This is a genomic window from Arthrobacter sp. C2 (assembly GCA_024207135.1).
Classification (GTDB): Bacteria; Actinomycetota; Actinomycetes; order Actinomycetales; family Micrococcaceae; genus Paeniglutamicibacter.
This window is the reverse complement of the sequence record CP042428.1, coordinates 2,828,883-2,843,441: the sequence shown is the minus strand read 5'-3', so window position 1 is coordinate 2,843,441 and position 14,559 is coordinate 2,828,883. Positions and strand designations below refer to the sequence as shown.

13 protein-coding genes are annotated in these 14,559 nt (G+C 63.7%); 11 read left to right on the top strand and 2 right to left on the bottom strand.

From position 1 onward, the window contains the following. Positions 1–6: 6 nt before the first annotated feature. The 10 genes from FPY90_RS13205 to FPY90_RS13160 all read left to right on the top strand — a co-directional run bounded on the left by FPY90_RS13205 (position 7) and on the right by FPY90_RS13160 (position 10,643). Entirely contained in the window at positions 7–462 is a 456-nt protein-coding gene (locus FPY90_RS13205; RefSeq protein ID WP_307578755.1) for a MaoC family dehydratase, read from the top strand. Between the two features lie 230 nt (positions 463–692). After that, a complete protein-coding gene (locus tag FPY90_RS13200; protein WP_498681525.1) occupies positions 693–1,688 on the top strand; it encodes an ABC transporter substrate-binding protein in 996 nt (331 codons plus the stop codon). Positions 1,689–1,751: 63 nt separating this feature from the next. Then, on the top strand, positions 1,752–3,296 hold the full coding sequence (locus tag FPY90_RS13195; protein WP_498681523.1) for an acyl-CoA synthetase: 1,545 nt from the start codon (positions 1,752–1,754) through the stop codon (positions 3,294–3,296). 15 nt (positions 3,297–3,311) lie between these two features. Then, a complete protein-coding gene (locus FPY90_RS13190; protein ID WP_498681521.1) occupies positions 3,312–4,292 on the top strand; it encodes an ABC transporter substrate-binding protein in 981 nt (326 codons plus the stop codon). Continuing rightward, entirely contained in the window at positions 4,289–5,128 is an 840-nt protein-coding gene (locus FPY90_RS13185; protein ID WP_071213808.1) for an ABC transporter permease, read from the top strand. Before FPY90_RS13190 ends, FPY90_RS13185 begins: the two co-directional genes overlap by 4 nt. Further along, a complete protein-coding gene (locus FPY90_RS13180; RefSeq protein ID WP_498681518.1) occupies positions 5,125–5,898 on the top strand; it encodes an ABC transporter permease in 774 nt (257 codons plus the stop codon). Before FPY90_RS13185 ends, FPY90_RS13180 begins: the two co-directional genes overlap by 4 nt. Beyond that, entirely contained in the window at positions 5,888–6,751 is an 864-nt protein-coding gene (locus tag FPY90_RS13175; RefSeq protein WP_071213810.1) for an ABC transporter ATP-binding protein, read from the top strand. Before FPY90_RS13180 ends, FPY90_RS13175 begins: the two co-directional genes overlap by 11 nt. Before the next feature lie 187 nt (positions 6,752–6,938). Beyond that, positions 6,939–7,835, top strand: a complete 897-nt coding sequence (locus tag FPY90_RS13170; protein WP_498681517.1) for a LysR substrate-binding domain-containing protein — start codon at positions 6,939–6,941, stop codon at positions 7,833–7,835. A gap of 99 nt (positions 7,836–7,934) precedes the next feature. Continuing rightward, complete coding sequence (locus tag FPY90_RS13165) at positions 7,935–8,984, top strand: ABC transporter substrate-binding protein (RefSeq protein ID WP_498681516.1); 1,050 nt, start codon at positions 7,935–7,937, stop codon at positions 8,982–8,984. Positions 8,985–8,993: 9 nt separating this feature from the next. Beyond that, a complete protein-coding gene (locus FPY90_RS13160; protein ID WP_498681515.1) occupies positions 8,994–10,643 on the top strand; it encodes a thiamine pyrophosphate-binding protein in 1,650 nt (549 codons plus the stop codon). A gap of 168 nt (positions 10,644–10,811) precedes the next feature. Here FPY90_RS13160 and ligM read toward each other — a convergent pair whose 3' ends face one another. Further along, positions 10,812–12,218 carry a vanillate/3-O-methylgallate O-demethylase gene (ligM, locus tag FPY90_RS13155; RefSeq protein ID WP_498681513.1) on the bottom strand — a complete coding sequence of 469 codons (1,407 nt, stop codon included), beginning with the start codon at positions 12,216–12,218 and terminating at the stop codon, positions 10,812–10,814. Between the two features lie 300 nt (positions 12,219–12,518). On the opposite strand from ligM, the gene FPY90_RS13150 reads away from it, so the two are divergent. After that, on the top strand, positions 12,519–13,517 hold the full coding sequence (locus FPY90_RS13150; RefSeq protein ID WP_498681511.1) for an ABC transporter substrate-binding protein: 999 nt from the start codon (positions 12,519–12,521) through the stop codon (positions 13,515–13,517). Between the two features lie 85 nt (positions 13,518–13,602). On the opposite strand, the gene FPY90_RS13145 is transcribed toward FPY90_RS13150, so the two are convergent. Further along, positions 13,603–14,454 (bottom strand): methylenetetrahydrofolate reductase, encoded by an 852-nt coding sequence (locus FPY90_RS13145; protein WP_498681509.1) that lies wholly within the window; start codon positions 14,452–14,454, stop codon positions 13,603–13,605. Between the last annotated feature and the right edge of the window lie 105 nt (positions 14,455–14,559).

Here is a 14,559-nt window from a genome sequence, read left to right as displayed (position 1 = left end):
CCCATCATGGGCCAGACAGTTCTTTCCTACGAGCAGCTCGCAACCGCGGCCGGCACCGACCTCGGGTACAGCGATTTCCGCACCGTCACCCAGGACCAGGTGAACACGTTTGCCGACGCGACCGACGACCACCAGTGGATCCACACCGACCCGGAAAAGGCCAAGGATGGCCCCTTCGGCGGTCCGATTGCCCACGGCTACCTCTCGCTGAGCCTGCAGATCGCCTTCTGGTCCGAGCTTTTCGACGTCACCGGCGTCTCCACCCGCGTGAACTACGGGCTGGACAAGGTCCGCTTCCCCTCGCCGGTGCCGGTGGGCGCGCAGATTCGCATGAAAGCGCAGATCGCCGAGGTCGAAGAGGTCAAGGGCGGCTACCAGATCGCCGTCGACCAGGTCGTCGAGGTGGAGGGCGCACCGAAGCCCGCAGTGGTGTCGCGCGGCATTTACCGTTTCTACGCCTAGTATCCAGCAAAAGGCCGGGAGCCCGCTGGGGGCGCTCCCGGCCTTTGCCGTAGTGGCGCAAGGTCGCTGGCCCGAATGTGGCGTCACATTCAGCCATCCCAGGCGCACAAAAGTTACAACTATTGATTTTCTCAATGATTGTGCTTAGATTGTCCTATGTGGCAGGGGTCACAGAATCTCGCGGTTGGGGCGTAGGTGCCTGGCCCATCATTTTTCACCAAGGAGCATCCATGAAGAAGCGTTTGTCCACCATCCTCGCCGGGGCATCGATTGCGGCTCTCGCACTGACCGGTTGCGGCCAGGGATCGCCCTCCGGCTCTGCCGCCTCGGATACCGGTACCGCCGCCGCCGGCTCCGACGGATTGACCAAGGTTGTCGTCGGCGTCCTGCCGATCGCACCGTCAGTTGCCGTGAAATACGGAATCGACAAGGGCATCTTCGAAAAGCACGGACTCGACGTCGAGTTCACCACCAGCTCCGCCGGTGCAGCCATGCTTCCGGCCGTCTCCACCGGCGACCTGAACTTCGCCGTCGGCAACCCGCTCTCGGTGCTGACCGCGGTCGACAAGGGCCTGGACATGAAAATCGTCTCGGGCTACTCCGATTCCAAGGCCGAAGGGGACGACATCAACGGCGTGGTCGTGCGTGCCGATTCGGGCATCAAGGACTTTGCCGGCCTGGCCGGCAAGACCACCTCGGTGAACGCGCTGAAGACGCAGGGCGACCTGACCATCATGGAATCCGCCGCGATCGATGGCGGGGACTCGGGGGCCCTGAAGTTCTCCGAGATGCCGTTCCCGGACATGGAAGCCCAGCTCGACCGCGGGAACATGGACGCCGTCTGGCTCCCGGAGCCGTTCCTGTCCAAGGCGCTGGCGAACCCGGACAACGCACTGCTCGGCTACCCGAACCAGAAGGCCATCCCCGGCCTGCCAACCATGGTCAGCTTCACCAGCGGCAAGTTCGCCCAGGAGAAGCCAGAAGTCGTCTCCGACTTCAAGGCAGCCATGACCGAAACCCTCGCCGCTGCAGAAGCCGACCAGGCCGGGGCCAAGGCCATGCTGCCCGAGTTCATGAAGATGGACGCCAAGGTGGCCGAGAACCTGAAGATGGAAACCTGGGACGGCGAGGTGCCCAGCGACCAGCTCGCCAAGCTGGCCGAGCTGGCCGCCAAGCTGAAGTTCCTTTCCAAGGCACCCGACGTCGCGGCCATGACGGTCAAGTAGTACCGACAACAACGTTCTAAGAAGGTGTGCCGGCCCTCCGGCCGGCACACGGGAAAGGCACCCATGCTCAACCAAGGTCTCGGCGGCTGGATCCACAAGCGCCGCGTCAAGTCGCAGGACCACGCGGCCGTCATCGAGGGGGAAAAATCCCTGAGCTACGCACAGCTGGCGACTCGCATCGACAAGCTGGCCAACGCGTTTCGGGCCTTGGGTGTGGCCAAGGGCAGCCGCGTGGCGTACCTGGGCAACAACCACTCCGCCTTCCTGGAGACCCTCTTTGCCTGTGGCGGCATCGGTGCCATCTTCGTGCCGCTCAACACCAGGCTGACCCCGCGTGAACTGAACTACGCGCTGAACGACTCGGGCAGCACCGTGCTGATCAACCCGGAGTCATTGGAAGACCTGGCGCAGGCCGCGATGGGCGAAAGCCCCGTGGAGCACCACCTGGTGCTCAACGACGAGCCCGGGGCGGACTCGGCGTACGAGCGCGCACTGGGTGCGGCGGAGGCCGGCTACCAGGACATCGCCGTGGACCACGAGGATCCAGCCATCATCCTGTACACCTCCGGAACCACCGGCCGGCCCAAGGGCGCGGTGCTGACGCACGGGAACATGACCTGGAATTCACTGAACGTCCTGGTCGACTACGACGTGACCAGCGACGCGAAGGCCCTGATGATCGCCCCGATGTTCCACGTGGCCTCGCTGGGCATGGGTGCGTTGCCGACGCTGCTCAAGGGCGGCACCCTGGTGCTGCAGGACCGTTTCGAGCCCTCCTCGGTGCTCGCGGCGATCGAGCGCCACTCGATCACCTCGCTCTCCGGGGTCCCCACCACCTACCAGATGCTGGCCGAGCACCCCGCATGGGCCGGCACCGACATTTCCTCGCTGCGCATGCTCACCTGTGGCGGCTCCGCGGTCCCGATGCGTGTGCTCGAAGCCTACGAAAAACGGGGCCTGGGATTCTCGGGCGGCTACGGGATGACGGAAACCGCCCCGGGGGCCACCTCCCTGCAGGCCGAACGCTCCCGTTCCAAGGCCGGTTCGGCCGGCCTGGCGCACTTTTTCACCGACGTGATGATCGTTGATCCCTCGGGGGCCGAACTGCCGGCCGGCCAAGCCGGCGAGATCCTGATCTCGGGCCCGAACGTGATCAAGGAATACTGGCAGCTTCCGGAGGCCAGCGAGGCTGCCTTCATCGACGGACACTGGTTCCGCTCCGGGGACATGGGGCACCTGGATGACGAGGGTTTCCTTTACATCTCAGACCGGCTTAAGGACATGATCATCTCGGGCGGGGAAAACATCTACCCGGCCGAGGTGGAACAGGCCATCATGGAACTTGACGGCGTGGCCTCGGTGGCCGTCATCGGTGTCCCGGACGAAAAGTGGGGCGAGGTGCCGAGGGCCATCGTGGTCCCGGTGGAGGGCGCGGCCATCACCGAGTCCGACATCAAGGAACACCTGGCAGGACGCCTGGCCAAATACAAGATCCCCCGCACGGTGGTGCTCACGGACGATTTCCCGCGCACCGCCAGCGGCAAGATCCGCAAAACCGATTTGCGCAAGAACTTCGGCGGGACGACTCCGCCGGTACACACAAGCTAAGGATTCATGACGACCATGAAAAACAAACTCACACTCGCAGTGGCCGCCTTGGGGATTCTCGCATTGAGCGCATGTGGCTCGGGCTCGCCCAGCGGCGAGGCCGCCGGCACCGCCTCCGAATCCGGCGGCGCCGGACTGGAAAAGATCACCGTCGGCGTGATCCCGATCGTGGACACCGCCCCGATCTTCCTCGGCGACTCCAAGGGCTTCTTCGAGGCCGAGGGCCTGGACCTGGACATCCAGACCGCCACCGGCGGCTCGGCCATCGTGCCGGGGATCCAGTCCGGAAGCTACGACTTCGCCTTCTCCAACTACGTCTCGCTCATGGTCGCCAACGACAAGGGCCTGAGCATGAAGGTCGTCGCCAACGGCGTGACCACCTCCGGGAACAAGGACGGGGACTTCGGCGCCGTGGTGGTCCCGAAGGACTCGCCGATCAAGAGTCCCAAGGACCTGGCGGGCAAGAAGGTCTCGGTGAACAACCTTTCCAACATCGGGGACATCACCGTTTCGCAGGTCGTCAAGGACGACGGCGGGGACCCGAGCACCGTTGACTTCGTCGAGGTTCCGTTCCCCGATGCCCCGGCGGCCCTGGAAAACGGCATCGTGGATGCCGCCTGGATCCTCGATCCCTTCCTGGTCCAGGCCAAGGGTGACGGCGCACGGGTCGTGAGCAACAACTTCTCCGACTTCGATCCGGAACTGGACATCGCCGGCTACTTCGCCTCCTCGGACAAGGTCGCCGCCGAGCCCGAGCTGACGGCCAAGTTCCAGCGCGCGATGAACAAGTCGCTGGAATACGCGAACGAGAACCCGCAGGAGGTCCGCGACATCGTGGGCACCTACACCAAGATCGATGAGGAAACCCGCGCCAAGCTGGTGCTGCCGCGCTACCGCGTGGACATCAACACCGAGGCCGCACAGAAGCTGGGCGACGCGGCCCAGGAATTCGGTGCCATCGCCAAGCCCGTTGACCTCGAGACCCTGTTGCCATGACCCAAGTGACCGAACCATCGACGCGCGCCGCGGTGAAGGCCAAGGCCTCCCGCGCGCCGTCCAAGGGCCTGCCGAAGTGGGTGCTGGGCCTGATCGGCATCGTGGTGTTCCTGGGGTTCTGGGAGCTGATGCCGGCGCTGGGCGTGGTGCAGGCCAAGTACCTGCCTCCGGCCTCCGAGGTCATCGCGGCCCTGGCCACCGACCTGGGGCTGACGGCGTTCTGGGTCGCCGTGGGCGACACCATGCTCGCCTGGGCGATCGGCCTGGCGATCGCCGTGGCCGCGGCCCTGGTGCTGGGCCTGGTGATCGGGATGTCGCCGTTCCTGCGGCGCTTCACCAACTCGACCATCGAGTTCCTGCGCCCGATCCCGTCGGTGGCGCTGATCCCGCTGGCGGTGCTGCTCTTTGGCATCAAGATCGAGTCCTCGCTGCTGCTGATCGTCTACGCCTGCTTCTGGCAGGTGCTGATCCAGGTGCTCTACGGGGTGGCTGACGTGGACAACGTGGCGATGCAGACGGCCCGCTCCTACGGGTTCTCCTACGCGCAGCGGGTGCGGGACGTCGTGTTCCCCACGATGCTGCCGTACCTGATGACGGGCATCCGGCTGGCCGCCTCGGTGGCGCTGATCCTGGCGATCACCGCGGAGCTGCTGATCGGCTCCCCGGGGCTGGGCAAGGAGATCGCCCTGGCGCAGTCCGGCGGCGCGATTTCCGGGATGTATGCGTTGATCCTGGCCACCGGGTTCCTGGGGGTCGCGATCAACGGGGTCACCCGGGTGGTTGAGAAACGGGTGCTGTCCTGGCACCCGTCGGTTCGCGGGGAGGCGACGGCATGAAAATCCTGAAATCCTTCGGCTTCCTGTTGGGGTTGCCGCTGATCTTGCTGGCCTGGTGGTGGCTGGCGACCTCCGGGGCGCCGAACTTCTTCGTGCCCACCCCGGCCAAGCTGGTGACGACCTTTGTGGAGACCTGGTTCGGGGAGCGGATGCTCACCGACGTGCTGCCCAGCATCATGCGCCTGGTCATCGGGGTGCTGGCCGCGATCGTGCTGGGCATCGTGCTGGGGCTGGCCGTGGGCCTGAACCGCACGCTGCGGGCGGTGACCGAGCCGGTGTTCGAGTTCTTCCGGGCGCTGCCGCCGCCGGTGCTGGTTCCGGTGCTGATGCTGCTGGTGGGCATCAATGACGGGATGAAGGTCGCGGTGATCATCTCCGGCTGCATCTGGCCGGTGCTGCTGAACACCATCGAGGGCGTGCGCTCCATCGACCCGGTGCAGAACGAGACCTCGCGGTCCTACGGGATCACCGGGTTCTCCCGGATCCGCTACCAGATCCTGCCCTCGGCAACCCCGACGATCATGGCCGGGGTGCGCCAGGCGCTGTCCATCGGGCTGATCCTGATGGTCATCTCCGAGATGTTCGCCTCGTCCTCCGGCCTGGGGTTCACGATCGTGCAGTTCCAGCGGTCCTTCGCGGTCCCGGAAATGTGGTCCGGCATCGTTGTCCTGGGGCTCATCGGCGTGGCCCTGTCCTTTATTTTCCAATGGGTCCAACGGCGCGTGCTGCGCTGGTACCACGGCCTGAAAGAGGTTGAAAATGCAGTCTGAGAATCCCACGTCGCACAAGGGCGGCCGCACCCTGCCCGAGGGGCAGGCCCTGCTCTCGGTCCGCGGACTGAAGAAGGTTTACCACACCGACGCCGGGGACATCGAGGCGGTGCGGAACCTGACCTTCGATTTGGGCCGCGGCGAGCTGGTCTGCCTGGTCGGTCCCTCGGGCTCGGGCAAGACGACGCTGCTCAAGTGCATCGCCGGGCTGCTGAACTCCACTTCCGGAGAGGTGCTCCTGGACGGGCAAAAGGTCACCGGCCCGCCGAAGAAGATGGCGGTGGTGTTCCAGGAATACGGCCGCTCCCTGTTCCCGTGGCTGCGCGTGGCCGAGAACGTCGAGCTGCCGCTGAAGAACGCCGGGGTTCCCAAGGAAGAGCGCAAGCGCCTGGTGCAGGAGGCGCTGGAGGCGGTGGGCCTGGACCACGTGCCCAAGTCCTACCCGTGGCAGCTCTCCGGCGGCATGCAGCAGCGCGTGGCGATCGCCCGGGCGGTGGCCTACCAGCCGGAGGTGCTTTTGATGGACGAGCCGTTCGCGGCCGTGGATGCACAGACCCGTGCGGACCTGGAGGATTTGATCCGCAGCGTCTGGAAGAAGCTGGGGGTGACGGTCCTGTTTGTCACCCACGACATCGACGAGTCGATCTACCTGGGGGAGCGGGTGATCATCCTGTCCTCCTCGCCGACGATCGTGCAGGAGGACATCGTGATCGACCTGCCGGCCGAGCGGGACCAGCTGGAGACCCGGTCGCTGCCGCGGTTCACCGAGCTGCGCCACCACGTCTATGCGGAGATCCAGAAGGCCAAGCAGGGGCACCGCCCCGAGGAAGCCATCACCATGGTCGCCAAGTAGCCTGGAACGGAAGTAGCCACAGGGCGTTGTGTGCCCATCACCCCGCAGCCGGGATGGTGGGCACACAACGCCCTTTTTCGAGGAAATAATTGAAGTCCACCCTTGGACAGCTCATTAAATCCCTGCAACCTCGGCCCTTGCAGATGGTCTTCTGTGGACGAGGGCCCACGCTGATAACGGTGATTACATGGATTTGAATCTGTTGCTTGTGTTCCGGAGCATTTTTGACAAGGGCAGCCTGACAGCTGCCGCCGGAGAACTGAACCTCACCCAGCCTGCGGTCAGCCATGCCTTGGGCCGCCTCAGGCGGGAGCTGAACGATGACCTGTTTGTGCGGCAGGGACGTGGCATCGTTCCGACGGAACGGGCGAGGGTGCTGTATCGAGAGATCAGCGGGCCGCTCGCCTCACTTGGCGTATCAGTAGCGCAAAGCAGGATCTTCGCCCCTGCGTCGTCCACACGAATTTTTAAGCTGTGTTTGTCGGATATCGGCGAAATGGACTTCCTGCCGCGCATTGTGGAAGGGCTGCGGCGGGAAGCGCCTCGGGCAGGTTTGGAGATCGTGCCGATGGATGCTTCCCGAATCCCGGAGATGCTGGATCGTGGTCAAATCGACGCAGCGATTGCCTCGACGGACTTGGGCGAAGTGGTGCAAAGCGATGTAATCAAGCGAGAGAGGTATGTTGCTCTTCGGGCAGCGCACGCGGAAGAAGCGCTGACGAAAGAAGCGTTTGCCACCAACGCACTGGCCATGGTGAGGCCGAGTATTGGGCACCCCGCTCCAATGGCCGGGCTCGAAAAGGCCGGTCTCGTTCCATCGTCCATTTTTACAGTCCAGACGTTCGCGGTTTTGCCGAGGCTAGTCAGCCAGGGCGGCATGGTCGCGATGGCCCCGGAAACAATTGCGCAAGGCTGGCGGAGCCGGTGGCCGATCCGGCTCGACGCACTTCCGTTTCCCGTGGAGGACCTGATGGTTCGGCTCTACTGGCGTTCGGGGGCCACCGCGGCAGATACGAGATGGATCATAGATTTGATCCTCGCGGCGGTCGGGGAGCCGGCTGCGGCCACTAAAGTACATGAATAAAATTCATGGATCAATGCCTAAATATTCATTAGACGCCTTAGTGAAACTATCGAATGATTGATTCATTGCGATACTCCACCGCTCGAAGAAGAGGTTTCAATGAAAAAGCCGCGCTGCAAGGAAGCATCACCGATTCGACCCTTCAAAAGCATCCGCTCACGGGCCCTTGTGACGGCAGCCGTGTTGTCGCTGGCCCTGACGGCCTGCGGGTCCGGGACGCTGTCTGGCGCATCGAATTCGGCGGACGCCAGGACTTCGACGAGTGCCGCCGAAACCGGTTCTCTCACCAAGGTGTCGGTCGGGGCAATCCCGATTGGCGATGTCGCCCCGATACACGTGGGCAAGGCACAAGGATTCTTCAGCGATGAGGGGATCGACCTGGTCATCGAAAACACCAATGGCGGGGCAGTCTCGGTTCCGGGCGTGGTGGCGGGCAGTTATGACTTCGCTTTCGGGAACTTGGTTTCCCTCATGGTGGCCCGCGACAAGGGCCTTGACCTGCGCTATGTGGCAAATGGTACGTCCACCACGGGAGAACAGGGCAAAGACTTTGCAGCGGTAGTCGTGCTTGAAGATTCGCCGATCAAGACGGCCAAGGATCTGTCAGGAAAGACCGTGACCTCCAACAACTTAGCAAATATCGGCGACACCACGATCCGTGCCACAGTTGACAAAGAAGGAGGCGTCGGATCGGAATTGACCTTTGTCGAAATAGCCTTTCCCGACGCCTTTGCTGCGCTCGAAGCGAAGCAGGTCGACGCCACCCTGATTCTTGAACCATTCCTCACCCCAGCCCTTGAACAGGGCGGACGAGCGGTGTTGTGGCCGTACGCCGGTGCCCACGAAAACCTTGATATCGGCGGCTATTTCACGACGGGCGAGCGCATTGAGCAGGACCCGGAACTTGTCGCGGCATTTACCCGGGCCATGAGCAAGTCCATGGAATTCTCGCAGGAGAACCCCGAAGCTGTCCGAACAGCTATTGGCACCTATACCAAGACCGATCCCGAACTGCTGAAGAAGATCACCCTGCCTAGTTTTACTCCCGTTTTCAGCCGAGAAGCTGCCGCCGAACTTGGTGCAGCCGCCGTGCGCTACGGAACCCTAAACAAGGCTCCGGACCTCGACCTGCTCCTTCCAAAGAACTAGGAACCACCTATGCAACAGCAAGCCACCGTCTCCCAAGCAATCGCCAGGACCCTTCACCGGCTCGGCGCGGCCCATATCTTTGGAGTGGTTGGAAGCGGAAACTTCCACGTCACCAACGAACTTGTCGCACTCGGTGTGGGATTCACCGCGGCCCGGCACGAGATGGGTGCCACTTGCATGGCGGACGCATACTCACGCGCCACGGGCAAGGTCTCCCTTGTCACCGTCCACCAAGGATGCGGGCTGACCAACGCCCTGACAGGAATTGGCGAAGCGGCCAAAGCCCGGACACCGATCGTCGTGATTTCCGGAGATACACCTCCGACGCAAAAGAACTCAAACTTCTGGATCGAACAGGACGACGCGGTTCGATCCGTGGGTGCAGTGGCCGAGCGCATACATTCAGCAGCAAGCGCCGTGGCGGATGCTGCACGCGCATTCTCCACCGCGCTCCTGCACCGTCGCACAGTCGTGCTGTCCATGCCCATTGACCTGCAAAAGGAGCTCATCGACTTCGACGAAGACATGATTCCAGCCTTGGTCGAGCACACCGTGCCAGCAGCCTCTGAGGAAGCCATCGCCAAGCTGGCGAGCCTTCTACGAGCAGCCGAGCGTCCGGTGTTTGTCGGGGGGCGCGGGGCTTGGGGAGCCATTTCTCCGATCCGTGAACTGGCGGAGGCTTCCTCGGCCCTGCTGACGACCTCCGCCGCCGGCCGCGGGCTGTTTGTCGAGGACCCTTGGCACATGGATGTGATGGGCGGGTTTGCAACCGAAGGGGCCACCGAATTAATCAAGGACGCGGACCTTGTAGTGTCATTCGGGGCTGCCCTTAACCGGTGGACGACTCGCTCAGGCTCCCTGCTGCGCGGTGCGAAAATTGTGCATGTGGACGACACCCCTGAGGCGATTGGCTTCCACCACCGAACGGATCTGGGCGTCATCGGCGATAGCGCACAGGTAGCGGCTGCCACCCTCGAGAAACTGCGTGAGGCGCCGCGTACCGGCGGGTACCGCAATGACGAGGTGGCCAAGCGACTGACCGAGAGCCGGCATTGGAGCGAACAGTCGTTTGAAGATCGCGGCGGCGAGGGAAAAATCGACCCCCGGGCGCTGACCAATGCGTTGGATCAGATGCTCCCAATGGAGCGGGTCGTGGTGCCCGACGGGGGAAATTTCAACGCCTACCCGGCCATGCTGTTCAAGGTGCCCGACCACTTGGGCTACTGCGTCCCGCTGGCCTTCCAATCCATCGGCCTGTCCTTGGCCAGCGGAATCGGAGCAGGCGTGGCGTTGCAGGACCGCATGCCGGTTGTCGGTGTCGGAGATGGCGGGTTCATGATGAGCCTGGTCGAACTCGATACCGCCGTGCGCCTCGGACTGGGGATGGTCGTGGTCGTCTACAACGACAGCGCCTACGGGGCCGAAGTCCACCACTTCGAGCATGAGACGACGGACCTGGACATCGTGAAGTTCCCCGAAACCGACATCGCTGCCATTGCCCGGGGATTCGGCTGCGAGGGGATCACGGTGCGAAGCGTGGAGGACTTGGCGCCGGTCAACGACTGGTTGGCCGGCCCACGGAACAAGCCCTTGGTCATTGATGCCAAGATCGCCAAGTTCGCCTCCTGGGTGTTGGCCCACAGCTTCGACGGCGAATAGCGGCACCGAACAACAGAGGGTCGGGACGGCAGCGGTTCCGCTGGCAAAGCAGAAACCCTAAGGGTTGTCGATGAATTCCCTGCCTAATCGACTCCGGTCCTATCCTGCGACGAGCAGGGCCGCCATCTCCCCTCGGGAGACGGCGGCCCTGCTCGTCGCTATCGGGGGCTACTTCCCGTAGGAGGTGCGCCACCCGCCCTGGTATTCGGCCCGGGCCACGGTCGAGTACGGCACGGGGCTGACCACCACGCGGGCCTCGAACTGGCGGTGCGGCTCCACGGTGGTCTTCTTCGTCCCTCCGTCCGGCTCGCCCCACACCACACGCAGCTCGGTGCCCTCGGGGACATCCGGATCAACAATGGCCAGGGACAGCCCCCGGCGCTCGTTGGAGCTGTAGCCGGTGAACATGGACAGGCCCACGGTCTTGCCGTCGGCATCGATGACGCGGTCGTAGTTGGAGGAACCGTAGTTTGCCAGCGGCAGATCGAAGTACTTGTAGGGGACCTCGTCGGGGTCCAAGACGGAGGAAAGGATCGTGCCCAGGTCTTCGGCGTTCCAGGCGAGGGTGACCTTCTTGCGCTGGCTGACCGGGTCGATCTTCTCCAGGGCCTCGCGGCCGATGAAGTCGTGGTCGAATTTCACGAAGGATCCGTAGCCCAGTTCCCAGGGCGTGTGATAGTAGTCCTCGATGTCAGTGGAATCGAAGCTTCCGGCCACGGCGTTGGTGGCCTCGTAGCTGTCGGCACCCAGCCATTCGCGGTAGGCGCGCAGCTCCTCACCGGTGTAGATCCCCGGCAGCGGCGAGGGGATCCACCCGGATTCCAGGGTGTTGGAGGGATAGGCCCGCGCACCGACCGGCACCATGCCGAATTCCGCCCCCGCGTCCAGCACTGCCGCGCGGATCGTGTCGTAGGATTCGTACGGTCCCCAGATTTCCAGACCCGGTGCCCCTGCCATGCCGTGGCGCAGGGTGCGCACCTTCTGGCCGGCGATGGTCATGGTGTCCATGGAGAAGAAGCGCTGCTGTTCCAGCGGTTCGCCATTGAGCTTCTCGATGATGTTCCAGGCCTGTGGCCCCTGGATCTGGAAGCGCCAGTATTTGCGCTGCACCGGCTTGCCCATGGGGCGGGAGGGGGAGCGGCGATCCACTTCGATCTGTACGTCGTACCCGCCTGTTTCCGCCTGGAAGAGCAGCCAGTTGGCGGCAGGTGCCCGACCCACGTACACGTATTCGTCCTGTTCCTCGTGGAAGAGGATGCCGTCGCCGATGACGTGGCCGGCCGGTGTGGTGGGGACATACTGCTTGGCGCGGTTCACCGGGAAGACCGCCACGCTGTTGATGGCGGTGTCGGAGATCAGCTTCAGGGCGTCGGGACCCTTGATGAAGAGGTTGTCCATGTGGTGGGTCTGGTCGTAGAGCACTGCGGTTTCCCGCCAGGCACGCTGCTCGCTGCGCCAGTTGGAGAATTCCGGGGCCACCACCGGATAGACGTAGGCCCCGAGTTGGGAATTGCGCAGCAGTTCGGCGGTGTTGCCAGCCGCATCCAGGACTTCCTGGAGGTTCTTGGATGACATGCGAGAAGGCTTCCTTTCCTTGGGGAGCGGTGCCCTCTTTTCGCCGGGCCCGCACTGGAACACGAAGGAGCGGCGTATCTGCCGCTACCCCGACCATAGGCCAACGGACTCACTAAGTCGATAGTTACTTTTCGGAAAATCAAACCCCACCCGGCCTTGCCGCGGAGCCCCGGAGGCCGTGAAGTTGCGCGCCCAAGTATTTGGTCCCGTCGTTATGCCCCAAAACACTATCGAAATAGGTAGTATGCGACGTACATCACTTTTCTTTCGGGGGTGACCCCGGGAATCCTGGAGACCAGCATGAAGAGAATCAAAGGGGCGTTGGCCCTGCTCGCGGCACTGAGCTTGGCGGCCTGCGGGAGCGGATCGCCGTCGACCGGCCCGGCCGAATCGTCCACAGAAGGCGCATCCGGCAGCGGCGCCGCCACGGGACTGGAAAAGGTCGAGGTCGGCGTGATCCCGATCGTGGACGTCGCCCCGATCTACTTGGGCGTCAAGGAGGGGCTCTTCGAAAAGGAGGGCCTGGACGTCAAGCTGACGCTGGCCCAGGGAGGGGCGGCCATCGTCCCGGCCATCATGAGCAAGCAGATGGACTTCGGGTTCTCGAACGTCACCTCCATGATCGTGGCCCGCTCAAAGAGCCTGCCCCTGAAGATGGTGGCACCCGGGGGTAGCTCCACCGGCGACACCAAGGCGGACTTCGCCTCGGTGATGACCAAGCCGGACAGCGGCATCAAGGACATCAAGGACCTGGTCGGCAAGAAGGTCGCCGTAAACACCCTGAACAACATCTCGGACTCCACCATCAGCGAGGCGGTGAAGCTCGCCGGCGGGGACTACAAACAGGTCCACTTCGTGGAAATGGGCTTCCCCGACATGGCGGCCCAGCTCGCTGCCGGCAACGTCGATGCAATGGCGGCCGTCGAACCGTTCGTGACCATCTCCGAGGCAGACGGCAATGTTCCGATCTTCTCCAACTATGCCGAACCGGTCGATGACCTGACCGTCGCCGTCTACTTCACTTCGGATGAATACATCAAGGAAAATCCCGAAACGGCGGCCAAGTTTGCTCGTGCCATGAAGGCCTCGCAGAAGTTCGCCGACGAGAACCCCGACAAGGCCAAGGCCGTCCTGCCGGACTACACCTCGCTGGAGCCGGATGTCATCGAGAAGCTGACGATGCCGAGGTACTACACCGAGGTCAACGAGGCCTCCATCGAGAAGATTGCCGAGATCTCGCTGGACCGCGGACTCATTGAAAAGATCCCGGACCTCACGGCGCTGCTGCCGTCAAAGTAGCTCCTACCAAGCATGACGTCGGCGGCCTGCCGGGAACGGTTTCCCGGCAGGCCGCCGTCGGTTCTGCATGCTCCTGGTCCCCGTCTCAGCGGTGCGTCGCAACCCAGTCCGCGGTGGTCTTGATGCCGCCGAAGGTGTAGAAGTGCAGCTTGATCTCCCCATGGCGTGCCGGGTCGTAGTCCCGGGCCAGGTCGGCAACGAAGCGCTCGGGCCCGGCGGTCCCGAGCAGGTTCCCCAGGGAAAATCCGTAGCGCTTGGCGATCCCGGCGGAGGAAGCGACTCCGAACCGTCGGGCATAGCCCAGCAGCCGCTTGATGCCAGCCGGACCGGGTACCCCGATCCGCACCGGCAACGTGATGCCGCGCTCACGCAACGTGGTTAGCCAGTCCAGGACCGGGACGGTGTCGAACCCGAACTGGGTGATGATTTCGCCCTCGAATCCCCTCTCCCGAAGGGCGGCGTTCTTGGCCTCGAGGGCCGACCAGAGTGCGTCGGCCTCGATTTCGGAATGGCCGTCGGGATAGCCGGCAATCGACACCGTGTTCACTCCGAAGGCCTCGAGCCGCCCGGAGGTGATCAGCGACAGCGAATCGGGGAAAGGGCCCATGGGTTCGGTCGGGTCGCCGCCGACAGCGAAGACGTGGCTTCCGGACCCAACCTGCACCAGCGCCTCAAGGAAGCCGTCGAGCTCGCCGGTGGATGCCAGCCTGCGCGCCGAAATATGCGGCACTGGATGCAGTCCGGCTTCTTTGACGGCTGCCGCCGCGGCCACCCGCATCGACAGATCCTCGTTGCCCAGGAAAGTGACGTTGACGGGGGTTCCGGGCGGCAGGGACGGGGCTGCTGCTTGGAGTGCGGGGATGTCCTTGCCCGTCATTTCCAGGGAGAATCCCTTCAGCAAGTCCCCGGAGGTGGTGCCGGGATGATCCGTTGTCATCGGTGGTGCCCCTTTCGTGCCCCGTGGGGCAGGTCGGCATCATTGCCTATCCCCATAGGTATATCCCGGATGCACGATGGTGTCCATGGCCAGGGGGAGGGTCGG

Excerpts from the sequence above, each read along its gene's own strand:
- FPY90_RS13165 (WP_498681516.1), top strand. The coding sequence starts at position 7,935 with ATGAAAAAGCCGCGCTGCAAGGAAGCATCACCGATTCGACCCTTCAAA.
- FPY90_RS13175 (WP_071213810.1), top strand. The coding sequence starts at position 5,888 with ATGCAGTCTGAGAATCCCACGTCGCACAAGGGCGGCCGCACCCTGCCC.
- FPY90_RS13160 (WP_498681515.1), top strand. The coding sequence starts at position 8,994 with ATGCAACAGCAAGCCACCGTCTCCCAAGCAATCGCCAGGACCCTTCAC.
- FPY90_RS13200 (WP_498681525.1), top strand. The coding sequence starts at position 693 with ATGAAGAAGCGTTTGTCCACCATCCTCGCCGGGGCATCGATTGCGGCT.
- FPY90_RS13180 (WP_498681518.1), top strand. The coding sequence starts at position 5,125 with ATGAAAATCCTGAAATCCTTCGGCTTCCTGTTGGGGTTGCCGCTGATC.
- FPY90_RS13195 (WP_498681523.1), top strand. The coding sequence starts at position 1,752 with ATGCTCAACCAAGGTCTCGGCGGCTGGATCCACAAGCGCCGCGTCAAG.
- FPY90_RS13205 (WP_307578755.1), top strand. The coding sequence starts at position 7 with ATGGGCCAGACAGTTCTTTCCTACGAGCAGCTCGCAACCGCGGCCGGC.
- FPY90_RS13185 (WP_071213808.1), top strand. The coding sequence starts at position 4,289 with ATGACCCAAGTGACCGAACCATCGACGCGCGCCGCGGTGAAGGCCAAG.
- ligM (WP_498681513.1), bottom strand. The coding sequence starts at position 12,218 with ATGTCATCCAAGAACCTCCAGGAAGTCCTGGATGCGGCTGGCAACACC.
- FPY90_RS13170 (WP_498681517.1), top strand. The coding sequence starts at position 6,939 with ATGGATTTGAATCTGTTGCTTGTGTTCCGGAGCATTTTTGACAAGGGC.
- FPY90_RS13150 (WP_498681511.1), top strand. The coding sequence starts at position 12,519 with ATGAAGAGAATCAAAGGGGCGTTGGCCCTGCTCGCGGCACTGAGCTTG.
- FPY90_RS13145 (WP_498681509.1), bottom strand. The coding sequence starts at position 14,454 with ATGACAACGGATCATCCCGGCACCACCTCCGGGGACTTGCTGAAGGGA.
- FPY90_RS13190 (WP_498681521.1), top strand. The coding sequence starts at position 3,312 with ATGAAAAACAAACTCACACTCGCAGTGGCCGCCTTGGGGATTCTCGCA.